Annotated in this window: 7 protein-coding genes; 4 read left to right on the top strand and 3 right to left on the bottom strand. The window is 68.6% G+C overall.

Translation table 11 applies throughout. From position 1 onward, the window contains the following. Window positions 1-108 precede the first annotated feature (108 nt). Window positions 109-1,665, bottom strand: coding sequence for a nitric oxide reductase transcriptional regulator NorR (gene norR / locus ACF8C6_RS17050; protein ID WP_392500369.1), 1,557 nt, complete (start codon window positions 1,663-1,665; stop codon window positions 109-111). A 151-nt stretch (window positions 1,666-1,816) separates the two neighbouring features. Here norR and hmpA point away from each other — a divergent pair, with 151 nt between their 5' ends. Together hmpA and ACF8C6_RS17040 are read left to right on the top strand one after the other, a co-directional pair. Next, the gene (gene hmpA, locus ACF8C6_RS17045) at window positions 1,817-2,992 is read left to right on the top strand and encodes an NO-inducible flavohemoprotein (protein WP_392500368.1); all 1,176 of its coding nucleotides are present in this window, start codon (window positions 1,817-1,819) and stop codon (window positions 2,990-2,992) included. 69 nt (window positions 2,993-3,061) lie between these two features. Further along, the gene (locus ACF8C6_RS17040) at window positions 3,062-4,678 is read left to right on the top strand and encodes a methyl-accepting chemotaxis protein (protein WP_392500367.1); all 1,617 of its coding nucleotides are present in this window, start codon (window positions 3,062-3,064) and stop codon (window positions 4,676-4,678) included. A 141-nt stretch (window positions 4,679-4,819) separates the two neighbouring features. Here the strand turns inward: ACF8C6_RS17040 and ACF8C6_RS17035 are convergent, their stop codons facing one another. Both ACF8C6_RS17035 and ACF8C6_RS17030 read right to left on the bottom strand, forming a co-directional pair. Next, the gene (locus ACF8C6_RS17035) at window positions 4,820-5,827 is read right to left on the bottom strand and encodes a DUF5924 family protein (RefSeq protein ID WP_392500366.1); all 1,008 of its coding nucleotides are present in this window, start codon (window positions 5,825-5,827) and stop codon (window positions 4,820-4,822) included. An 83-nt stretch (window positions 5,828-5,910) separates the two neighbouring features. Beyond that, window positions 5,911-7,596, bottom strand: coding sequence for a Na/Pi cotransporter family protein (locus ACF8C6_RS17030; protein WP_392500365.1), 1,686 nt, complete (start codon window positions 7,594-7,596; stop codon window positions 5,911-5,913). Window positions 7,597-7,787: 191 nt separating this feature from the next. Here ACF8C6_RS17030 and recC point away from each other — a divergent pair, with 191 nt between their 5' ends. Together recC and recB are read left to right on the top strand one after the other, a co-directional pair. Next, window positions 7,788-11,144 (top strand): exodeoxyribonuclease V subunit gamma, encoded by a 3,357-nt coding sequence (gene recC, locus ACF8C6_RS17025; protein WP_392500364.1) that lies wholly within the window; start codon window positions 7,788-7,790, stop codon window positions 11,142-11,144. Further along, a complete protein-coding gene (gene recB / locus ACF8C6_RS17020) occupies window positions 11,141-14,686 on the top strand; it encodes an exodeoxyribonuclease V subunit beta (protein ID WP_392500363.1) in 3,546 nt (1,181 codons plus the stop codon). The genes recC and recB overlap by 4 nt, the downstream gene beginning before the upstream one ends. Window positions 14,687-14,794 lie beyond the last annotated feature (108 nt).

Raw genomic sequence — 14,794 nt, 5'->3', positions numbered from 1 at the left:
GCCGCGCAGGGCCTGGCTTCTGTGGGAGCGGCTTTAGCCGCGATGTGCGGTGTCGCAGGCAGCGTAGCCAAAGCTTGGCGCCGCCCAGCAGGTTCTGTCGCACAACCTTTATTTGAGCCCCAGCCGTACTGCCAGGCGATGCAGGTTGGCGCGGTCGACGCCCAGTGCGCGGGCGGCGGCGGCCCAGTTGTCCTGATGCCGCGCCAGCGTGGCCTGGATCAGCTGGCGCTGGAAGGCGTCCACGGCCTGGCGCAGATCGCCCTCGGGCAGATTCGGCATGGGCGTGCTGGGCGACAGCTCCGGTGCAGGCGCCGCAACCGCAGCGGCCAAATCGAGATCGCAGGCCTCCAGGCTGAGAATGCGCGGCCGCTGCGGCTGGCGCGCCAGGGCCTTGAGCGCGGCGCGGCCGAGCAGATGTTCCAGTTCGCGCACGTTGCCCGGCCAGTCGTGGGCCAGCAGGGCGGCCTGCGCCTCGCTGCCCAGACGCAGGCCGCGCAGGTGCAGGCGCGCCCGGTTCTGTTCGAGGAAATGCCCGGCCAGCAACAGCACATCGCGGCCGCGCTCACGCAGCGGCGGAACCAGCAGCGGGTAGACGCTCAGGCGATGGTAGAGGTCGGCGCGGAAACGCCCGGCGCGCACCTCCTCGGCCAGGTCGCGGTTGGTGGCGGCGAGGATGCGTACATCCACCCGGTGCTCGCGATCCGAGCCCAGGCGCTGCAGCTGGCCGCTCTGCAGCACGCGCAGCAGTTTGGCCTGCACCGCGAGCGGCAGTTCGCCGACCTCGTCGAGCAGCAGGGTGCCGCCATCGGCCAGTTCGAACTTGCCGCTGCGCTCGCCACTGGCGCCGGTAAAGGCGCCGCGTACATGGCCGAACAGTTCGCTTTCCACCAGCTGGTCCGGCAGTGCTGCGCAGTTGATGCTGACCAGCGGCTTGCGCGCCCGTGGCGAGCGGGCATGAATGGCCTGCGCCACCAGCTCCTTGCCGACGCCGGTTTCGCCGGTTATCAGCACGGTCAGGTCGCTGCCGGCGACCGTGTCGATCTCGGCCAGCAGGCGCTTGTGCGCGGCGCCCTGGCCAATCAGCTCGGCCTGACTGCCTTGCCCGGCCACCTCGCGAAAGCGTGCTGCCAGCTGTTGCTCGGCCTCGGCCTGGCGGGCCAGGCCGAGCAGGCGCTGGTTGGCTTTGACTGCGGCGGCGGCCAGGCGGGCGAAGGCTTCGAGGTTATCCAGATCGCTCTGCGCAAAGCTGCCGGGGCGCAGGCTGTCGAGGGTCAGCAGGCCCCAGGGCTGGTCGTCGATGAACAGCGGGCAGCCCAGGCAATCGTGCACTTCCAGCTGGCCGACATGCGCTTCCACCAGGCCGTCGTAGGGGTCGGGTAGCTCACTGTCGGCGGCAAAACGGGTGGGCGTGCGCCGGGCCAGGAGCGCGGCGAGGCGCGGGTGCTCGGCGATGGCGAAGCGTCGACCCAGGGTATCCGGGCTGAGGCCATCCACTGCCAGCGGAATCAGCTGCTCGCCGTCCAGGCGCAGCAATGCGGTGGCGTCACAGGGGATCAGCGCGCGCAGGGTGTCTAGCAGGCGCCGGTAACGCTCCTCCTCGGCCAGTTCGCGGCTGAGATCGTCGACCAGTGGTAGCAGGGCCTGAAGCAGCGGGTTGGTTGTCATAAAGACTCTTAATAGTCTTTAGAACAGCTTTTGTTATGCTGTCATAAAGACAAGACTTCAATTAAATAATTGATTTTAAACAATAAAATTTCTGGCACGTTTCCTGGTAATGCATGGAGAGAAATCTCTGCGTGCAAAAAAGGAAACCATCATGTTGTCTCCCGAACACATCGCCATCGTCAAGGCTACCGTCCCTCTGCTGGAAAGCGGCGGTGAGGCTCTGACCACCCACTTCTACCGCATGATGCTCAGCGAGTACCCGCAGGTACGACCGCTGTTCAACCAGGCGCACCAGGCCAGCGGCGACCAGCCGCGCGCCCTGGCCAACGGCGTGCTGATGTACGCCAGGCATATCGATCGCCTGCAGGCGCTCGGCTCCCTGGTGGGGCAGATCGTGCAGAAGCATGTATCGCTGCAGATTCTCCCCGAGCACTACCCGATTGTCGGTAGCTGCCTGTTGCGGGCGATTCGCGAAGTGCTGGGTGACGAGGTGGCTACCGATGCGGTGATCGAGGCCTGGGCCGCGGCCTACGGCCAGCTGTCGCAGCTGCTGATCGGCGCCGAGGAGGAAGTCTATGCCGCCACCGAGCGAGCACCCGGCGGCTGGCGTGGCGCACGGGTATTTCGCGTGGTGGACAAGGTGCGCGAGAGCGCGGAGATCACCTCGTTCTATCTGCGCCCGGCGGACGAGGGCGCGTTGCTCGACTTCATCCCTGGCCAGTACATCGGCCTGCGCCTGCAACTGCAGGGCGAGGAAGTGCGCCGCAACTATTCACTGTCGCAGGCGCCGAATGGCCGCGAATACCGCATCAGCGTCAAGCGCGAGCCGGGCGGCAAGGTGTCCAACCACCTGCACGACCAGGTTGGCGTAGGCGCCGAGCTGGAGCTGTTCGCCCCGGCGGGGGAGTTCACCCTGAGCCGGTCGCGCAAACCACTGGTGCTGATCAGTGCCGGGGTCGGCATTACTCCGTTGCTGGCCATGCTGGAGCAGGCGGTGGCAGACGGGCGGCCGATTCATTTCATCCACTGCGCCCGAAATGGCGAGGTACAGGCCTTTGCGCGTCGGCTCGACGCACTGGCTGCCCGGCATCCGCAGCTGCGTCGTTACCTGTGCCTGGAGCAGCCCGGCGCGGAGGCGGATGCCTACGGGCGGCTGAGCCGTGAGCTGTTGCAGCGCTGGCTGCCGAGCGAGCCGGATGTGGACGCCTACTTCCTCGGCCCCAAGCCCTTCATGGCTCAGGTGCGCCGTGATCTGCGCGCGCTGGGCGTGCCGGATGCCCAGGCGCGTTATGAGTTCTTCGGCCCGGCGAGTGCATTGGAAAGTTGATCTTCGAGCATCCGTGCGAGATGTGACTATGTTTTTGGTAGGCATTTGGCCTGTAGTCGGTGACCTACCATGAACAATCTAACCATCCGGACCAGGCTGTTTGCCCTCATCGTGCTGATGATGGTCGGCAGCCTGGCCATCGGCCTGTCTGGCATGCTGGGCATGCGCAGCGTGCTAGGTGGCCTGAACAGCGTCTATCTGGACCGGGTCGTCCCGCTGCGCGATCTCAAGGTGATCGCCGATCTGTATGCGGTCAACATTGTCGATGCCAGCCACAAGGCCAGGGATGGCGCCTTGGCACCCAGCGATGCCGCGAGCCAGGTCGAGGAGGCCGAGAGCAAGATCCAGGAGGTCTGGAAGGCTTATCTGGCGACCGAGCTGATCGATGCTGAGCGCAGCATCATTGCTCGTATCGAGCCGCTGATGAGCGAGGCTCGCGAGCCTTTGCAACAACTCAAGTCCATTCTGCGTTCGAACGACAAGGCCGCCCTGGCCGAATTTACCCGCAAGGATCTGTATTCCTATATCGATCCGTTGTCCGAGCAGTTCAGCAAACTCATCGAAGTGCAGCTGCATGAGTCCGAGCGCCAGTATCGGAAGGGCGTTGCCCTGGAACGGCGCAACGAGTACCTGGTCGGTGGCTTGCTGCTGGTCCTGATTCTTGGCGGTGGTCTGCAGGCCTGGAGCATGAGTCGCGGCATCAATCTGCGCCTGACCGAGCTGCGCGCGGTGGTGGCGCGCAACGCCGCCGGCGACCTCAGCCAGCCGGTGCAATGCAGCGGGCGGGACGAGATCACCGAAGTACAGACGTCGCTGCGCCAGATGCAGGAAAACCTGCGCGAGACGCTGCAGGGCATCCAGGGCGCGGCCACCCAGCTGGCCTCGGCGGCGGAACAGCTGCATGCGGTCACCGAGGAGTCGTCCAAGGGCATCACCCGGCAGAACGACGAGATCCAGATGGCGGCCACGGCGGTCACCGAAATGTCGGCGGCGGTGGACGAGGTGGCGCGCAACGCCAACCACACCTCGGACTCCTCACGCGAGGCGGAACAGACCGCCGAGGCGGGCCGCCAGCAGGTCAGCAGCACGCGCAGCACCATTGAACAGCTCAGCGAGCGCCTGCAAATCACCTCCGGCACCATCGGCCGCCTGGCCGACGAGGCCATCGCCATCGGCCGGGTGCTGGAGGTGATCCGCACCATCGCTGAACAGACCAACCTGCTGGCGCTGAACGCCGCCATCGAGGCGGCCCGTGCCGGCGACCAGGGTCGCGGTTTCGCGGTGGTGGCCGATGAGGTGCGCGCTCTTGCGCAGCGCACGCAGACCTCGACCCAGGAAATCGAGCGGATGATCAGCGCCATCCAGGGCGCCAGTCAGGAATCCGTCGAGGCCATGGGCGAGAGCAGCGAATACGCCGGGCGCAGCAGTCAGATGGCCAGCGAGGCAGACAGCGCGCTGGCGCACATCGCCGAGCGGATCAGCCAGATCAACGAGATGAACCTGGTCATCGCCAGTGCCGCCGAGGAGCAGGCCCAGGTGGCGCGGGAAGTGGACCGCAACCTGGTGGCCATCCGCGATATCGCCGAACAGAACGCCACCGGCGCCCACGAGACGTCGGTGGCCAGCGACCAGCTGGCGCGCCTGGCCAGTGACCTGAACGGCATGGTGCAGCGCTTTCGGTTGTGAGCAGGGTGCTCCTGTAGGCGCTGCCGGGTGGCACTCCGCCTTGGCCGCGGCAGGCCCGGCTCTGTGGGAGTGGCTTTAGCCACGATTGGGGCTGGTCGAGAAATGCATCGCGGCTGAAGCCGCTCCCACCGACCTGCCCGGCTACTCCGTCACCACAAAGCGCAGCACGCCAATCTGCTGGCCATTCTCGGTCACCACCTGTACCTGCCAGCGGCCCAGGGCGTCGGCGGGAAAGTTGCGCTTGTGCGTCCAGGCGCGGTAGCCGGCCTTGCGTCCGCCGTGGATATCCAGAGCGATGCGATCCACCTCGCGGCCATCGTGGCGCCAGACGTGGTAGATGCGCTCGTTCAGCCCGCGTGGCGCGCTGATCGCGGTGTAGGCGTACAGGCCGACATCGCGCAGCTGGCGGCTGGTCACCGTCTGCAGGCTGCGCCCGGGGCTGCGCGCCTGTAGCTGATTGGTGACCGCTACCTCGCTCAGCCACAGGGTCGCCGGCGGCACCCAGGGGCGGGCCAGCCAGGCGCCGCCGCCGAGCGTCAGCAACAGGCCGGCCAGCAGTGGCCAGCGCCACCAGCGCTGCATGCGCAGGCTGCCGATCAGGCTGGGCGCGGCCAGCAGCAAGGCGATGACAAGGGCCAACCGATAACTCTCGGCGGTGGTCAGGTGGACGATCAACGGCAGCGCCACCAGCAGCACGGCGAACAGCGCCAGCACGTGATAGCTCAGGTACAGCCAGCGGCGCTTGGCCAGCCAGCGGTAATACAGCGGGTCGATGATCGCCAGCAGGGCGGCGGCGCCAAGCAGGCCGGTGACCAGCGCCTGGCCACTGTTCCAGGCGGTGGTGAGGAAGAAGAAGGGCAGGGCAAAGAACAGACTTTCCTGGTGAATCATCTGGGTCAGGTAGCGCACCAGCACGGGTGGCACTTCCAGGCCCAGCCAGCGGGCCGCGCCGCGGGTCAGCAAACCTTCGAGCAGCAGCACCACCCAGCTCAGCAGCATCAGCACGGCGATCACCTGGCCGACGCCAGCCTGGCGATCCACCAGAATGAAGCTGGCCACGCCGGAGCAGAAGCCGAACAGGGCGACCAGGCCCGGGTAGCGTTGCAGCAGGGCGATCAGGCGCAGCAGGTGGGGTTTCCAGTGGGGCATGAGGCGAGGCGCTGCTGAGACGGGCGCGCATGATCGCATGTGCGCCCGATGGGTCAACCGCCGCCCGACGTGCAGCGGCCACCTCAGTGGCGGGTGGCTGTGGTGCCTTCCTGGTCAGCGGCAGCGCTATCGGCCCCTGCGCTGGCTGCCTGTTGAGCACCACCGGCATTTTCGTCGAGCAGGGCATAGGCGCTGCTGCAGAACAGCGTGTTGAGGCGCTTCATGTCGGCGATCAGCTGCAGGTGCAGGTCGCTGGTCTCGATGCTCTGCACCACCTGTTGGCCCAGGCGGCCGACATGGGCGTGGGCCAGCTTGCGCTCCTCGCGGCGGAAGCGGTGTTTTTCTTCCAGCAGGCGACGGGCGTTGTCGCGATTGCCGCCGAGAAACACGTTGAGGCCCAGACGCAGGTTGGCCAGCAGCAGGCCGTGCAAGGCGACCAGCTCTTCCAGGCCGCTGTCGGAAAAACTCAGGCGCTCGCGTTTGTGGCTGCCCAGGCGGCTGGCCATGCGCTCGATCAGGTCGCCGGCATGCTGCAGGTTGACCGCCAGCTCGATGATTTCTGCCCAGCGCCGGCTGTCGTGCAGCGGCAGGTCGTCACGCGGCATCTGGGCCAGGTACAGCTTGAGGGCGCTGTGCAGGGTGTCGAGGTCGTCGTCGAGGTTGTGTATCTGCTGCAGGGCCTCGGACGAGCCCTCGCGCAGCACCGCTAGCAGCTGTTGCAGCATGCGCTCGACGATATCGCCGATGCGCAGGGTCTCGCGCACCGCGTTGGCCAGGGCCAGGCTCGGCGTGCCCAGGGCGGTGCGGTCCAGATGGCGCGGCTGGGCCGCACTGTCCTCGCGCGGCCGTTCGGGTAGCAGCAGGCGGCACAGGCGTGCCATCCAGTTCACCGTGGGTAGCAACAGCAGGCAGCGCAGGCTGTTGTAGGCCAGGTGGAAGACGATCACCAGGGTGGCGGCGTCCAGCTTCAGGCTGGCCATCCAGTCCACCAGTGGTTGCATCAGCGGCAACACCAGGAGCAGACCGAGCAGCTTGTACAACAGGCTGCCGAGGGCGACCTGGCGCCCGGCGGCGGACTGCATGCCGCTGCTCAGCAGGGCCAGGATGCCGCTGCCGATGTTGGCACCGATCACCAGGCCGATGGCCACCGGCAGGCTGATCATGCTGCTGCCGGCCAGGGTCGCGGTGAGCAGCACGGCGGCCAGGCTGGAGTAGGTGACGATGGCGAACAGCGCACCGACCAGAGCGTCGAGCAGCAGGTCGCCGGTCAGCGAGGCGAACAGCGCCTCGATGCTGTTGGATTCGGCGATCGGCCGCGCTGCCTCGACGATCAGCTGCAGGGCGAGGATCAGCAGGCCGAGGCCGATGGCCACCCGGCCGATCTGCCCGGCACGGGTCTGCTTGCGCGAGAGAAACAGAATCACCCCGGCGAAGATCAGCAACGGCGACAGCCACGACAGGTCGAAGGTCAGCACCCGCGCCATCAACGCCGTGCCGACATCGGCGCCGAGCATGATCGCCAGCGCCGGCGGCAGTGCCATCAGGCCCTGGGCGACGAAGGAGGTCACCAGCAGGGCGGTGGCGTTGCTGCTTTGCACCAGGGCGGTGACGCCGATGCCGGCGGCGAAGGCTTGCGGCCGTTTGCGTACACTGTGGCTGAGGATGCGCCGCAGCTGCGAGCCGTACACCCGCAGGATGCCGGTACGGACGATATGGGTGCCCCACACCAGCAGGGCGATGGCGGACAGCAAATTGAGCAAGGTCAGCATGGCGCAGCCTCCTGAACGCGATCGGGGCTCGCTCGTTGTTCATGGGCACCGTTCCCGGTGCCGTTGTTATTCAGCTTGGTCGCTGTTGGGCGTCGGCGCCAGCCACGTTGTCTGTGGCGGCTATGCGTCATGAGCTGTCGCGTCGCTCCGGCAGGCTGCTACCCTAGCGCCCATCGAACGGATGCCCGCCCATGCTCAGCCTGTACCACGCCCCCGACCTGGAAACCCTCGGCGCTCTCGCCTGCCGCCTGCTCGCCCAGCCGCAGGCGGATGTGCTGGCGCCGGCGCGGATCGTGGTGCCGAGCCAGGGTATCGGCCGCTGGCTGACCCTGCAGCTGGCGCGCGAGCAGGGCATCGCCATGCACCTGGAGGTGCAGTTGCCGTCCAGTTTCGTCTGGGGCCTGGCGCGCCAGGTGCTCGGCGCCCTGCCGGAGCAGTCGGCGTTCAACCCGCAGGCCATGACCTGGCGCCTGTACGACTGGCTGTGCGAGCCGGCCAACCTGGCCCGCGCCGAGCGCCTCGAACGTTACCTGCAAGGCGGCGACGAACGCCGCCGCCTGGCCCTGGCGGCGAAGATCGCCGACGTGTTCGACCAGTACCTGCTCTACCGCGACGACTGGCTGGCCGCATGGGAGCGCGGTGAGCTGTGTGACCTGGGGCCCGACGAAGCCTGGCAGGCGCTGCTCTGGGCCGAGCTGACCAAGGACGGCCACCCGCACCGCGCGCGCCTGCTTGGCGAGCTGTTGGCGCGGCTGCATGACCCGGCGCCGATTGCCGATTTACCCGAGCGCCTGCTGGTGTTCGGCATCAGCTCGCTGCCGCCACACCACCTGCGCGTGCTGGAAGGACTGGCGCGGCATACGGACGTGGTGATCTTCGCGCTCAACCCCTGTCGCGAGGCCTGGGGCGAGATCCGTGACGTGCGCGAGCTGGCGCAGTCCGAGGTCAGCCCGGATGACTGGTATCTCGACGTCGGCCACCCGCTGCTGGCCAGCCTGGGCAAGCAGGGTCGCGACTTTTTCGACAGCCTGCTCGGGCAGATCGCCGAGGAGCACGGCATCTACCCGCAGGACAACGAACTGGCCGACGACAGTCTGCTGCATGCGCTGCAGAACGATATCCTGCGCCTGCGCACCCGTACGCCCGATGAGCGCCTGGCGCTGCGCGCCGACGACCGCTCGCTGGAGCTGCACATCGCCCACTCGCCGCTGCGCGAGGTGGAAATTCTGCATGACCAGCTGCTGGCGCGCTTTGCCGCCGACCCGAGCCTGAGCCCGGATCAGGTGGTGGTGCTGACCCCGGATATCGAGCGCTACGCGCCCTATATCGAAGCCGTGTTCGCCCGTCGCGAGGGTGCGCCCTATGTGCCCTACAGCCTGGCCGACCGCAGCCTGCGCGCCGAAACGCCACTGATCGAAGCCTTCCTCGGCCTGCTCAGCCTGCCGGAGAGCCGTTTCGCCGCCGAGGAAATCCTCGCCTGGCTGGAGCAGCCGGCCATCGCCCGCCGCGCCGGCATCGAGCCCGAGGACCTGCCGCTGCTGCGCGACTGGCTGCGCCAGGCTGGCGTGCGCTGGGGCCGCGACGGCGGTCATCGGGCGGCGCTCGATTTGCCGGCCGACGAGGCCTTCACCTGGCGCCAGGGCCTGGACCGCCTGCTGCTGGGCTTCGCCGCGCCGCCGCAATTGGCCGGCGCCGGCCTGCCCCTGCTCGGTGACAGCTGGCCACTGGATGCTCTGGAAGGTGCGCGCGCGCAGCTGCTCGGGCGCCTGTGTGCCTTCGTCGAGCTGCTGGCCAGTCTGGCCGAGCGCCTGCAGCGCGCCCGCCCGCTGGCCGACTGGGCGCTGGACCTGCAGGGTCTGATCGATGCGTTGTTCGACGAGCGCGAGGCCGGCGACACTCTGTTGCTGCTGAGTCAGGCTTGCGCGGCACTGGGCCGCCAGGCCACGGACGCCGGCATCGCCCGCCCGGTGGAACTGGCGCTGGTGCGCCAGCAGCTCGGTGCGGCGCTGGACAGCGGCAGCGGCGCCTCGGGCTTTCTCACCGGTGCAGTGACCTTCTGCACCATGGTGCCGATGCGCAGCCTGCCGTTCCGCCACGTCTGCCTGCTCGGCCTGGATGACGGCGCCCTGCCACGACGCACCCCGGCCGCCGGCTTCGACCTGATCGCCAAGCGCCCGCGCCGTGGTGACCGCGCCCGGCGCCTGGACGACCGCTACTTGTTCTTGGAAACCCTGCTCAGCGCCCGCGACGGCCTGTACCTCAGCTACGTCGGCCGCGACCCGCGCGACAACGCCGAGCTGCCGCCCTCGGTGCTGGTCAGCGAGTTGCTGGAAGCAGTGGATCTCACTGCGGTGGTAATCCCCCCTTGTGGGAGCGGCTTTAGCCGCGATGCTTCTGAGGCAGCTGAATCGCGGCTGAAGCGGGATGCCGCCCAGCCGATCCCACAAAAGCAGGCCAGCGGCCAGATCACCATCGACCACCCGCTACAGCCCTTCGCCCCCGGTAACTTCGAGCAGGCCGGCGCGCGGCGAGGCTACGCCGCCAGCTGGTTCCGCGCCGCCCAGCGCCTGGCCTCCGCGCCGAGTGAAGCGCCGGCCTTTATCCAGCGCCTGCCGGAACCCAACGAAGATGGGCCTGGCGGCGATCCGCTGACCATCGAGCCCAGCCAGTTGCTCTACTGCTTCCGCCACCCGGCGCGCTTCCTGCTGGAGCAGCGCCTGGGGCTGCGCCTGGCTGATGCCGAGGAAGGTATTGCCGCCGACGAACCCTTCAGCCTGGAGCGCTCTTCCTACCAGGGCTTGCGCCAGCTGGCCCTGCAGGCGGTCGAGCGTGGCTGGAGCGATGAGCAGGAACGCCGCGTGGCCCGCGCCGCCGGCTGGCTGCCGCCCGGCGAACTGGGCCTGGCGCTGTGGGGCAAGCAGCGCGGCCCGGTACGCGCCTTCGCACCGCGCCTGTTCGAGGCGCGCCCTGAGGAAGCGCCGCAACCGCTGCTGGTGGATATCGAACTGGCCGGTGTGCGCCTGCACGGCTGGCTGGATGGGGTGACTTCCTGCGGCCTGTTCGACTGGCGCCTGCGCGCGCCGGATGCCCGCGACCTGGCCGGTTTCTGGCTGCGCCACCTGCTGCTCAACGTCGCCGCTGACTCGGGCATCGCCCGCGAAAGCCTGCTGGTATCGCCGGCCGGCGACTGGCAGCTCGGCCCGCTGAGCGACGCCCGGGCGTTGCTGGAACCCTGGCTGGCCGCCTACCGCGAGGCGCTGTGCGAACCGCTGCCCTTTATCACCCGCAGCAGCTATGAGTTCTCCAAGGCGCTGGTCACGCCCAGCGCCAAGAGCCGCAAGCAGCCCATCGACGCCGCCCGCGACAAGGCCCTGGCTGCCTGGCAGGGCGCCGAGTTCAGCCCCTTGCCCGGCGAGTGCCAGGACCCCTGGTACGCGCTGGCCTTCCGCGAGCGCGAGCCGCTCGACGCGCGCTTCGAGGCCCTGGCCGAAGAGCTGCTCGGCCCGGCGCTCAAGGCCCTGGCCAGCAATGAGGATGAGGGCGAATGAGCGACCTGAATCTGCACGACTCGCCCTTCGCCGGCCGCTCGCTGATCGAAGCCAGCGCCGGCACCGGCAAGACCTGGACCCTCACCGCGCTGTACGCGCGCCTGCTGCTGGAGCGCGAACTGTCGGTCGGGCAGATCCTGGTGGTCACCTACACCACGGCAGCCACCGCCGAGCTGCGCGAGCGTATCCGTGCGCGCCTGGCCGAACTGCTGGCGCTGTACGAGGGTGGCGTCAGCGGCGATGCCTTTCTCAACGAGCTGCACCGCCGCTATCCCGGCGAGGCGGCACGGCGGCGTCTGCTGCTGGCCGTACATGGCTTCGACGAGGCGGCGATCTTCACCATCCACGGTTTCTGCCAGCGCGCCCTGCAGGACTCGGCCTTCGAGGCTGGCGGTGATTTCGACGCCGAGCTGACTCAGGACGACCGCGAAGTACTCGACGCCCTGCTCGGCGACGCCTGGCGTCATGTGCTGGCCGACGCCGACCCGGCCTGGGCGCGCTTCCTGGCCAAGCAGCGCATCACCCCGGCGACCCTGCGCCAGGCCCTGCGCAGCCATCTGGGTAAACCCTATCTACAAGTAGAACCGCGCGAGCCCGCCGGCGAAGACGAGCTGGATGCGGCCAGCGCCGCCTGGCAATGCGCCGCCGCGCTGTGGCAGGCCGAAGGCTATGCCTGGGTCGAGGTGCTGCGCGAGCACGGCGGCCTCAGCCAGAGCACGCACAAGACGGCCAAGCTGCCGCTGTGGTCGGCCGAGCTGGACGCCTACTTCGCCGACCCGGCGGCGCTGTTCGAGGCACCGGAAGGCCTGGCCAAACTGGGGGCGGCGGCGCTGCTCAAGGCCACCAAGAAGAATTTCGAGGCGCCGCAAAGCGCCGTAGCCGAGGCACTGGACGCCCTGAGTTCAGCACTGGAAAGCGCTCTGCCGGCTGGCCGGCAGAAGCTGATCGCCCTGCAGGTCGAACTGCTCGACCGCCTCAACGTCGAGTTGCCCCGGCGCAAGGCCGCGCAGCGCCTGCTGGCCTTCGACGACCTGCTCAACAACCTGAATGAGGCACTGCTCAGTGCGGCGGGCGACGACTTGGCCGCGCGCCTGCGCGAGCAGTACCCGCTGGCGCTGATCGACGAATTCCAGGACACCGACCCGATCCAGTACGCGATCTTCGATCGTGTGTACCGCGATGGCGGCGACCTCTGTTTCGTTGGCGATCCCAAGCAGGCCATCTATGCGTTTCGCGGCGCCGACCTGGCCACCTACCTGCAGGCCCGCGACGACGCCGAGCGGCAGTACAATCTGCCGTTCAACTACCGCTCCACGCCCGAGCTGATCGCCGCGCTGAACCAGCTGTTCGATCGGCCGCAGCCCTTTGCCGAAGAGGGCCTGGTCTACCCGCCGGTCAGCGCCGGCAAGAAGTCGCGCGCCACGCTGGTGCTGCCCGAGCAGGACGGCACGGCGCCGCTGGGCCTGGTCTGGCTGGGCGACGAGAGCCTGAACAAGGCCACGGCCGGTGAATTGGCGGCGCTGGATACGGCTCGGCGGATCGCCGGGCTGCTGGCGGCCAGTGCCAGTGGAGAAGCCTATTTCGAAGACGATGGCGAGATAACGCCGCTTAAGGGCGGTGATATTGCGGTGCTGGTCAGCAACCACCGCGAGGCCGCCAGCGTCGCCGCCGAACTAGCCGTGCGTGGCGTGCCCAGCGTGCGCCGTGGCCGCGACAGCGTCTGGCACAGCGAGGAGGCCGCCGAGCTGGCGGCGGTGTTGGCCGCCTATGCCGAGCCGGGCCGCGAGGGCGTGCTGCGCTATGCCCTGGCCACCCGTTTGCTCGGCCGCGACGCGGCGCAGATCGCCCGCTGCCAGGAAGTCGAGCAGGAATGGGACCGCGAGCGCGCCGCCGCCGAGCAGTACCATCAGCTGTGGCAGCAGCAGGGCTTCATGCGCGTGTTCCGCGCCTGGCTGGATCAGGAGCGGGTGGCCGAGCGGCTGCTGGCCGGCATCGACGGCGAGCGGCGGCTGACCAACCTGCTGCACCTGGGTGAGCTGCTGCAGGCCGAGAGCCTGCAACGCCCGGGGCTGGAGCCGCTGCTGGCCTGGTTCGCCGCCCAGCGCGGTAGCGAGGGCGCCGGCGAGGACGCGTTGCTGCGCCTGGAGAGCGATGCCGAGCGGGTGCAGATCGTCACCATCCACACCTCCAAGGGCCTGGAATACCCGCTGGTGTTCTGCCCCTTTCTGTGGGACGGCCGCCTGCTCGGCCAGCACACCGACTCAGCACGCTGTCACGACGAACAGGGCCAGCCGCTGCTCGACCTCGGCAGCGCGCGTTTGGACGAGCGCCTGCAGGCGGCGCGGCGCGAGAGTTTCGCCGAGAAGCTGCGCCTGACCTATGTGGCCCTGACCCGCGCCCGCGATCGCCTCTGGCTGCACTGGGGGCCGGCTGCCCTGCCCAAGCCGAAGAAGGACGGTTCGCTGCCCGACGAGGGCCTGCACAGCAGCGCCCTGGCCTGGCTGCTGCACGGTCGCGAACTGCCCGGTGAGGATGCCCTGGCTGAGCTGGCGCAGTACCTGGCGAATCGCGAAGGCCCGGCGCTGGCGACCGAGTTGGATCAGCTGGCGGCTGCCAGCGATGGGCTGATCGCCCGTCTGGCGCCACTGGCACAGGAGGCCAGCGCCGCCGCTGAAGGCCGCGCCGAGTCGCCGCAAGCGCTGCAGCCATTCACCCGCAGCCTGCACAGCGCCTGGCGCATCGGCAGCTTCTCCGGCCTGGCCGCCGGCATGCACATGGAGGCGCCGGATCGCGACAGCCTGGCCCTGGTCGATGCCAGCGAGCCGGGCGCTGGCTTCTTTGCCTTCCCCCGTGGCGCCCGTGCCGGCACCTGCCTGCACGCCATCCTCGAAGACTGGATGCGCGGCAAGGGCGAGCTGGCGCAGCTGGTGCCGGCAGCGTTGCAGGCGCACGGTATCGACGCCGAGCTGTGGAGCGAGATCGCCACCGCCCAGCTGCAGGCGGTGCTGGATACTGACCTGGACGGCCACGGCCTGCGTCTGTCGGCGCTGCAGGCCAGTCGCCGGCTCCCCGAGCTGGGCTTCACCTTTCCGGTCGAACGCCTGGATGTGCAGCGCCTGCGCGAGCTGCTCGCCGACCCGGCTTACGGCTTGCCGCCAGCCATGCGCCAGGCCGCCGAGCGCCTGCAGTTCGATGAGCTGAAAGGCTTCCTCAAGGGCTTTATCGACCTGACCTTCGAGCACGCCGGGCGCTGGTACATCCTCGACTACAAGTCCAACTGGCTCGGCCCGACCGCCGCGCACTACGGCGCCGAGCGCCTGGAGCAGGCCATCGCCGCCGAGCACTACCACTTGCAGTACCTGATCTACCTGGTGGCGCTGCGCCGCTTCCTGCGTACGCGCCTGGCCGATTTTGCCGACGAACAGCTGGGCGGCGCCTGGTACCTGTTCCTGCGCGGCATGCCGGCGGCCGGGGTGTACTTCGCCCGGCCGTCCGATGCGTTGCTGGATGCGCTGGATCGGCTGTTTGCGGAGGGCCACTGATGGGCTGCATGGTTGGCAACAACCCCGTAGGAGGGGCCTTGGCCGCGACTCAGGCAATCCCAGAGTGTCGCGGGCAAGCCCCCTCCTACAGCGCTTCCGGCTATGACG

This window comes from Pseudomonas sp. zbq_18 (assembly GCF_043102245.1).
In the GTDB taxonomy this organism is placed as follows: Bacteria; Pseudomonadota; Gammaproteobacteria; order Pseudomonadales; family Pseudomonadaceae; genus Aquipseudomonas.
This window is presented reverse-complemented; position numbering and strand designations above follow the sequence as displayed.

What these genes read in the sequence shown, in the direction of transcription:
- norR (WP_392500369.1), bottom strand. Translation starts at nt 1,665, where the DNA reads ATGACAACCAACCCGCTGCTTCAGGCCCTGCTACCACTGGTCGACGAT.
- hmpA (WP_392500368.1), top strand. Translation starts at nt 1,817, where the DNA reads ATGTTGTCTCCCGAACACATCGCCATCGTCAAGGCTACCGTCCCTCTG.
- ACF8C6_RS17040 (WP_392500367.1), top strand. Translation starts at nt 3,062, where the DNA reads ATGAACAATCTAACCATCCGGACCAGGCTGTTTGCCCTCATCGTGCTG.
- ACF8C6_RS17035 (WP_392500366.1), bottom strand. Translation starts at nt 5,827, where the DNA reads ATGCCCCACTGGAAACCCCACCTGCTGCGCCTGATCGCCCTGCTGCAA.
- ACF8C6_RS17030 (WP_392500365.1), bottom strand. Translation starts at nt 7,596, where the DNA reads ATGCTGACCTTGCTCAATTTGCTGTCCGCCATCGCCCTGCTGGTGTGG.
- recB (WP_392500363.1), top strand. Translation starts at nt 11,141, where the DNA reads ATGAGCGACCTGAATCTGCACGACTCGCCCTTCGCCGGCCGCTCGCTG.
- recC (WP_392500364.1), top strand. Translation starts at nt 7,788, where the DNA reads ATGCTCAGCCTGTACCACGCCCCCGACCTGGAAACCCTCGGCGCTCTC.